Origin of the sequence: Paenibacillus sp. GCM10012306 (assembly GCF_042649265.1) — a bacterium.
Classification (GTDB): Bacteria; Bacillota; Bacilli; order Paenibacillales; family Paenibacillaceae; genus Paenibacillus_AQ.
Window position 1 is genome coordinate 288,985 of sequence record NZ_JBHRYW010000003.1, and the last position, 6,861, is coordinate 295,845.

General features: G+C 47.1%; 7 protein-coding genes and 1 riboswitch. All 7 genes read left to right on the forward strand.

Translation table 11 applies throughout. The annotated features are described in order from the left end of the window. Window positions 1–31 precede the first annotated feature (31 nt). The 7 genes from ACFORK_RS08630 to ACFORK_RS08660 all read left to right on the forward strand — a co-directional run bounded on the left by ACFORK_RS08630 (window position 32) and on the right by ACFORK_RS08660 (window position 6,709). Complete coding sequence (locus ACFORK_RS08630; RefSeq protein ID WP_379197704.1) at window positions 32–412, forward strand: GntR family transcriptional regulator; 381 nt, start codon at window positions 32–34, stop codon at window positions 410–412. Further along, window positions 409–1,278 (forward strand): ABC transporter ATP-binding protein, encoded by an 870-nt coding sequence (locus ACFORK_RS08635; protein WP_379197706.1) that lies wholly within the window; start codon window positions 409–411, stop codon window positions 1,276–1,278. The genes ACFORK_RS08630 and ACFORK_RS08635 overlap by 4 nt, the downstream gene beginning before the upstream one ends. Continuing rightward, the gene (locus ACFORK_RS08640) at window positions 1,271–1,909 is read left to right on the forward strand and encodes an ABC-2 transporter permease (protein ID WP_379197708.1); all 639 of its coding nucleotides are present in this window, start codon (window positions 1,271–1,273) and stop codon (window positions 1,907–1,909) included. Before ACFORK_RS08635 ends, ACFORK_RS08640 begins: the two co-directional genes overlap by 8 nt. 54 nt (window positions 1,910–1,963) lie before the next feature. Continuing rightward, window positions 1,964–2,027: riboswitch (Fluoride riboswitch) on the forward strand. Window positions 2,028–2,090: 63 nt separating this feature from the next. After that, entirely contained in the window at window positions 2,091–3,425 is a 1,335-nt protein-coding gene (locus ACFORK_RS08645; protein WP_379197710.1) for a voltage-gated chloride channel family protein, read from the forward strand. A gap of 56 nt (window positions 3,426–3,481) precedes the next feature. Then, the gene (locus ACFORK_RS08650; protein WP_379197712.1) at window positions 3,482–3,643 is read left to right on the forward strand and encodes a hypothetical protein; all 162 of its coding nucleotides are present in this window, start codon (window positions 3,482–3,484) and stop codon (window positions 3,641–3,643) included. A gap of 122 nt (window positions 3,644–3,765) precedes the next feature. Further along, complete coding sequence (locus ACFORK_RS08655; protein ID WP_379197714.1) at window positions 3,766–5,724, forward strand: ABC1 kinase family protein; 1,959 nt, start codon at window positions 3,766–3,768, stop codon at window positions 5,722–5,724. A 346-nt stretch (window positions 5,725–6,070) separates the two neighbouring features. Further along, a complete protein-coding gene (locus tag ACFORK_RS08660; protein ID WP_379197716.1) occupies window positions 6,071–6,709 on the forward strand; it encodes an HD domain-containing protein in 639 nt (212 codons plus the stop codon). Window positions 6,710–6,861: the final 152 nt, after the last annotated feature.

The window sequence follows — 6,861 nt, forward strand, 5'->3', positions numbered from 1 at the left end:
CAGACCTCTAGAAATGTTGGTGACGTAAACGATGAATATTGTGATATCCGGCACTTCAGGAGAGCCCATCTATGCGCAAATTGTTCGGCAAATCCGTCAGATGATCCTGCAGGGAGATCTCTTGTCGGGAACACCGTTGCCCTCTATTCGCCTGCTCGCCAAAGACTTGCAAATCAGCGTGATTACTACAAAGCGGGCTTATGAAGAATTGGAGCGGGAAGGCCTTATTAATTCCATTGTCGGTAAAGGTTCTTTTGTATCCGGAGCAGATCAGGAGTATATTCGGGAACAGCGCTTGCGGATGATAGAGCTTAAGATGAAGGAAATTATTGAGGAGAGCAGAGGGCTCGGGATTGAATTTGCCGAAATCACAGAGATGATGAAGTTGCTCTTTGAGGAGGAGAACGGATGAGGGATGTCATTCAGTTAAGCAATGTGAACAAATACTACGATCACTATGCCATGAAAGACCTTAGCTTCTCAGTCAAACAGGGATACATCACTGGCTTAATCGGACCTAACGGTGCAGGCAAGACCACACTGATTCAGATGATCATGGGGATGATTCACCCTGATGAGGGTGAGATATCCCTATTCGGGAAACGTAATGCACTGGATTCATCCGAGGTGAAGGATCGGATCGGGTATGTCTCGGATGAGAATTATTTCTACGAATCTTTAACGGTCAAGCAGATGAAGAAGATCATTGCCCCGTTCTACAGCCGGTGGGATGAGGGGGCTTTCCAGAAGTATCTGGAGCTTTTCAAGATAACGCCTGGCAAGAAGATCAAAGATCTATCGAAGGGGATGAAAATAAAATTCTCTTTAGCCATGGCACTTTCGCACGGAGCCGATCTGCTGATCATGGATGAGCCAACTTCAGGGCTGGACCCGGTATTCCGGAGAGAGCTACTGGATCTGCTGGGAGAACATCTCCAAGATGAAAACAAGTCAATTTTGTTCTCCACCCATAATACCGCTGACCTCGATAAGGTTGCAGATTACATCGTCTTTATCAATGACGGCAGATTAGTCTTTCATGAGAGCAAGGAAAGCTTGCCGGAGAAATACCTGCTTGTCAAAGGTGAGAGGGAACTGCTGGACCGTGATACCCGCAACTGGTTCCTCGGAATTCGGGAGACACCATATGGCTTTGAGGGTCTACTTAACAATCGGGCGGAAGGGGAGAGGCATTTTGGAGATATTGCCATCTGTGAAACGCCGAGCCTGGAAGAGATCATGTATTTTACCGTAAAAGGCGGTGGGGTACATGTATAAATCCATTCACTTGATCCGCAAGGATTTTGTGTTGATTCGCAGATTCTTACTATTCATGGTTCCTTATTATATCTGGATGGCAACGATGAATCTGGAGCTTTACAGCATGCTAGCTACACTGCCCCCCTTGGTACTGCTGATCAACTCCTGCACACAGGATAGTCAACTGCGAATTCAACGGCTGTTGGTTAGCCTCCCTGTTCGCAGAAAGGAACTGGTATTTGCCAAGTACCTAGCCATTCTGCCCTACACTTTGTTCGGTGCCATTAGTACCTTACTCTTCTATCTGGTTACAACGCTATCTGGTCATCAATTGACAGCTTCCTTTTGGCAGGAGATCTGTTTAACACTAGCAATCTTTCCGCTTTTGGCCTCCATCTATTTGCCGATTAACTACTGGCTTGGTGCCAAAGGAGCACAGTTCGTGAACATTGTCTTTATGATGGCTGTTCTTCTTCTCTCCAATAGCATTCAAAATCAGGTTAGCCTGTTGAATACCCTGACTACGGGGTCCGAAGGAATATTTTCCAACCACATGCTAATTTACCTTTTCGCTGGATTACTCTATATAAGCCTGATTGAATGCTCTTATTTGATTTCATTGCGTATTTTCCAACAAAAAGATGTATAACTTCCGCATATTTATCGTTTGACTTCCAGGATATTCTTCATTAATATGGGTGTAGATGAATCGGGCGATGGAGTTCGCCATTAACCGTCTCTTGCGGACTAATGACTCCTACCAGTGAGGTTTTGCTGGTAGGAGTCTGTTTTGTTATCGGATAAATCTGGGGTATGGGAGTATGGACGCGATGAGGAATTGGCGAGAACGCTGGATGGCTTTTGCCGGTGAGAGAACCCACTTGGCCATCTGGACCACAGTTGTAAAATGGATCATCCTGGGGAGCTGTGTCGGCATTATTACCGGGACAGCCTCGGCGTTGTTCCTGAAAAGTCTGGATTATGTTACGACGCTGCGCATAGAGCATTCATGGCTGCTGTTTTTGCTGCCGCTGGGGGGCGCGCTGGTCAGCTATTTATATTTTCGCTATGGTCAGGACAGTGCCAAGGGCAATAATTTGATCCTGGAAAATATCCAAAGCGGAGGAGTACCGATTCCCCTACGTATGGCGCCGCTTGTATTATTCGGAACGCTCGTCACCCATCTGTTCGGTGGTTCTGCCGGGCGAGAGGGGACTGCGGTGCAGATGGGAGGCAGTCTCGCCGACAGCTTCGGCAGATGGATTCGGATTAGCCCGCTGGATCGTAAAATCTTGTTAATGTGCGGGATCAGCGGGGGCTTTGGTTCTATTTTTGGCACACCACTGGCTGGAACATTATTTGGTCTGGAAGTAATTGCGCTTGGAGTGATCAGCCACCAGGCCCTGCTACCTTGCTTCGCAGCCAGCTTTGTCGGTGATCTGATCGCCACGAGGCTGTGGAAGGTGCATCATATTCATTACGCCGTCAGCGAATTTCCTGCACTAGGCTTCCTGGTTGTGTTAAAGGTGCTGCTGGCATCACTCATCTTCGGGCTGGTCGGCATGCTTTTCAGTCAGCTTACACATTTTTTGAAAAAGCATTTTACATTGTTAATCAAGAATCCGATGGTAAAAAGCGCACTGGGAGGGGTCATTATAATTGCCCTGGTATACCTCGTCGGGTCTAGGGATTATCTGGGTCTTGGGCTCCCGCTAATCGCGGATTCTTTTCAAGGAGAAGTCTCTCCATTCGCATTTCTCTGGAAACTGCTCTTCACCTCTTTAACTCTGGGTACGGGGTTCCAGGGGGGAGAGGTAACGCCGCTGTTTGCGATCGGCGCGACCCTTGGTCATACTTTGGCCGGTCTGCTGCATATGTATGGTCCTTTTCTGGCTTCACTCGGTTTTATCGCAGTGTTCTGCGGTGCGACGAATACACCGATCGCTTGCTTCCTGATGGGGATTGAGTTGTTTGGATCTGGCGGAGCCATCTATATGTTTATGGCCTGTGTCGTGAGCTATCTCTTCTCTGGTCATACGGGGATTTATACCTCACAATTGATCGGTGTCTCTAAAAGCCATTTGATCTCGGTGCCGGAAGGGACTACTCTTGCTAGGGTTAAAGAATTAGCTAAGGCGAAGCACGAGAAGCGGGATGAAGATTAATATGCAACCCATTCACTAATAAGGAATAAAATGTTATTATTATGAAGAGGATGGTGATGGTAATCATGAGTTTTCTTTTAGTGATTGGTGTTATCATTGCATTTGTTGGCCCGTTAGCCTGGTCCTTTGTTGCTGTTGGAAAACGTATATCTGCTGAAGAGAAGAAAGCAGGGAGAGATCTTACGAATGAGATCAATCCTTTCACAGGCGGAAAATAACTTGCAAGCCCCTGCTTAACTAGCGGGGGTTTTATTTTGTTTCTGCTGTCCCCATGGAATCAATGTCCGTGCCAAAATATTGTATAATAATAGGACGAGCCTTTACTCAGAGGAGTGAATTAATGTATTCTCAGTATTTTTTATTAGCGGTTATTATGTCCTTTATTATCGGACGATTGATTGGCACGAACATCAGCTTTATGAAGCAGGTAATGGCTTCGCTATTTAGCGTGATCGTGACATCTTCGGTATATTGGTACGGCTATTTGCGCGGACGCAGCCTCGATCATTTTGGGACGGATGGGTGGCTGTGGTTGCTCAGCATGGTCATTGTCTCGCTGCTTTTCTATCTCTTGTTCGAAATCTTTGATCCAATCCCGCTCGGGGAACGGGGCGAACGGCTAGCTGACACGAAAAATCCGTTTCGGAGGCTCTCTGCCTGGTGGCGCAGACAACGCAGATACATTCAGGTGCTAATGATCGCACTTCGGCACGGTGTCGGCAAAAACCTGGCGATCAAGCGTTCACCGGTTAACGATCAAAAACTCGCTGTATCTCTTCGCAAAACGCTGGAGAATTGCGGTGGATTTTTCATTAAGTTCGGTCAAGTATTGTCGACACGGTCCGATCTTCTACCCCCGGCAATCATTGAGGAGTTGTCGCATCTGCAAGAGAACGTCGCTCGTTTGACGACAGCACAGGTAGAGGAGATATTAGCTAAAGAGCTAAATCAGCCGCAAGAGGAAATCTTCCAACAGTTTGAGATAGAGCCGCTCGCTGCGGCTTCGATCGGGCAGGTTCACCGCGCTATATTGCGGGAGAAGGGACAGAACGTGGTCGTAAAGTTGCTTCGTCCCGACATTGTTACCAAGCTAGATCGAGACTTAGACATCTTAGTGCGCTTTGCGGCCTGGATTTCTAAGAAGTCTGCTTGGGCCCGAAATATCGGCTTCCTTGATTTGGCGAAGGGATTCGCTGTAGCGATGAAGGAAGAGACGGATTTTCGCATTGAGGCCCGCAATTTTGCGCAAGTCACAGCTTCATTGACGGATAGTCCCTCCAAGGTGAAGATTCCATACGTCTATCGTGAGTTCAGCAACGCCAAGATCCTCGTCATGGAATATATGGAGGGTGTCAGTGTTAAGAGTGGTACCGCCATTCTGGATGAGCGCGGCATCGACCGGGTGGAGGTTCAACAGCGGATTTTCGATTGCATGCTGGAGCAAATTTTCGTGAAGGGGATTTTCCATGCCGATCCTCATCCTGGCAATGTCTATATTCTGAATGATGGAACCCCCGCTTTGCTGGATTTTGGTTCTGTCGGGCGGCTGGGAACACTGCAGTTGGATGCGCTAAAACGATTGCTCATTGGATTCGAGCAGCAGAGCGCTTATATTATCATGGATGGACTGTTGCAGCTTGTCGAGCCAAAGCAAGATATTGATCAGTCAGGCCTGGAGCAAGCGCTCAGCCAGCTGCTGGTTCAGACGGCTTATAATGTCGCCGGAAGCTCGGATGCGTTTATTCAAGGACTGTTTCGCTTGATTGGTGAGTTTGGCTTTACATTCTATCCTAATGTCGCAGGGGCTTTCCGCTCATTGATTACACTAGAAGGTACCATGATGCAATTAAATCCTGCTTTTAACCTGATGGAGGAAGCACGACGTTTTGCCAGAGAGCAATCCGCTGAATTTCTTCCGGTCAGTAATTCCACAGATTTGAAGCAGACAGTGACGAATGAATTGCTGGAGATGCTTCCCGTCATCCGCCGGCTACCCCGGCGAATCGATCAGCTCGGGTCAATGCTGGAGAAAGGCGATGTTTCCTTCAAGGTCAGCTTTTTCGCAGATAAAGCCAATACGGCATTCGTAACTAAGTGGATCTCGCAAGCACTGCTTGCTTTTGTGGGGACAGCGATCGGAGGGATTTCCGTTGGTCTGCTGAGCTTGGGGAGAGATTCTGAGGCGAAAGAGATTGGCATAGTGGAGATTTTCGGATATACCGGTGTTTTGATCAGCGCGGTACTGTTGATTCGCGTTGCGATTCATACGGTGCGGAATTTGAAGCAGGTGCAGGAGTAGAGCGGGAGTAGGGAATTTAGGAGATTAGGGATTTAGAGTTTAAGGATTTAGAGATTAAGGGATTAAGAAGTTGAGGTGTTGAGAAGTTAAGGATTAAGGAGATAAGGAAATAAAGAAATAAATAAAGAAATAAATAAAGAAATAAATAAAGAAATAAATAAAGAATGACTAAAAGGGAACTCATGATGCTGCGAACTGTGATCGCAATGTTATTGGGTTCTTTTTTTAATAAAGTATCATAGATAAAAATAATCATAATCATAGAATCGATAATATTTATGAATTGATTGTAAGGAAATACAATGAACTCGTAGCCAATCATTCATTACTTCTAGGAGGAATTGTTATGTCCACAAATATTGCAGATATTAAAATCCCCGACAGCAAGCTGGCGCTTGGCGCCGCAGAACTGCTGCGTGAGCACGGCGATGAGCTGCTCTGGAATCACTCGCACCGCGTATACTTGTTCGGCGCTTTACAAGGCAAGCAAGCGAACATGAAATACGATCCTGAGCTGCTCTATATCAGTGCACTATTCCATGATCTGGGGCTGACCAAGCACTATAGCAGCCCGGACAAGCGCTTTGAGGTGGACGGTGCGAACGCCGCTCGCAGCTATCTGCAGCAGAATGGTGTACCGGACGAATCGATCCGGCTTGTATGGGACGCGATTGCGCTGCATACTACCATCGGAGTGGCTCAGTACAAGGAGCCGGAAGTGGCTTTGATCTATTCGGGAGTTGGTTACGATGTGATGGGTGAGAACTTTGAAGCCTTGACGGAAGAAGTGCGGAGTCAGGTGACGACAGCTTACCCGCGAAACAACTTCAAAAACCGAATTCTACCAGCCTTCCTGGAAGGCTTCAAGCATAAACCGGAAACGACCTTCGGCAATATCAAGGCCGATGTTTGCGGTCTGCTGTTACCTGGCTTTAAGCCGACAAACTTCTGCGATTGTGTGCTGCATTCGCCTTGGCAGGAATAAAACAACAGGGTGTCTCCTCAGCCTATATACGGCTGGGTGAGGCACCCCTGTTAAGTTACATTCTTCTGAGATGTTATTTCATCGATAGAGTTTAGTTGCTAAGTAGCTGGTTATAAAGTAACAATTCCATATTCACTATAAACCTAAAGCAC